We start from the raw sequence: 543 nt of genomic DNA, 5'->3' as shown, positions 1-543 counted from the left end.
CGGTGGCCTCGACCGCGGCGGATCCGCCGTCACCGGCGGCGTCGAAGGTCGAGGTGCGGAAGGTGATCACCTTCTTCGGATCCAGCGACTTGACCGTCTGCACGGCGTTGCCGGCGTAGATCGGACGCTCGAAGGTGTCGGCGTCGACGACGGCGGTGACATCGGTCAGGATCATCACGTCCAGCAGGGCCGCGACGCGCGGCAGGATGTTCTTGGCATCCGTCGTGGCGGGCGCGACGATATGGTCGTAGTCGGCACCCAGCTTGGCGACCAGCGCCGAGACGGGTTCCGCCAGGCGGTGGCCGTAAAGGGCATCCTCGGCGACCAGCACCTTGGCGACACCGGCGATCTTGGCGGCCTCCTCGGCGGCGCCCTGGGCGCTTTCGCCGATGCACAGCACGGTCACGTCGCCCAGTTTCGCGGCGGCCGACACGGCCTTGGCGGTGGCGTCCAGCGCCAGCGTGCCCTCGGAGATTTCAGCAAGCAGAAGAACGGCCATTACACGATCCCCTTCTCTTTGAGTTTCGCCACCAGCTCATCGAC

The 543-nt window shown here is 67.4% G+C and carries 1 pseudogene; it reads right to left on the bottom strand.

The features are described 5' to 3' along the window. A pseudogene (locus tag LC066_RS21390) lies at positions 1-499 on the bottom strand (electron transfer flavoprotein subunit alpha/FixB family protein); the annotation flags it as partial. Between the last annotated feature and the right edge of the window lie 44 nt (positions 500-543).

It is taken from the genome of Pseudooceanicola marinus (assembly GCF_020177265.1).
GTDB classification, from domain to species: Bacteria; Pseudomonadota; Alphaproteobacteria; order Rhodobacterales; family Rhodobacteraceae; genus Pseudooceanicola; species Pseudooceanicola marinus_A.
Note: the sequence above shows the minus strand (reverse complement) of the source record. Positions and strands in the feature narration are given on the sequence as shown.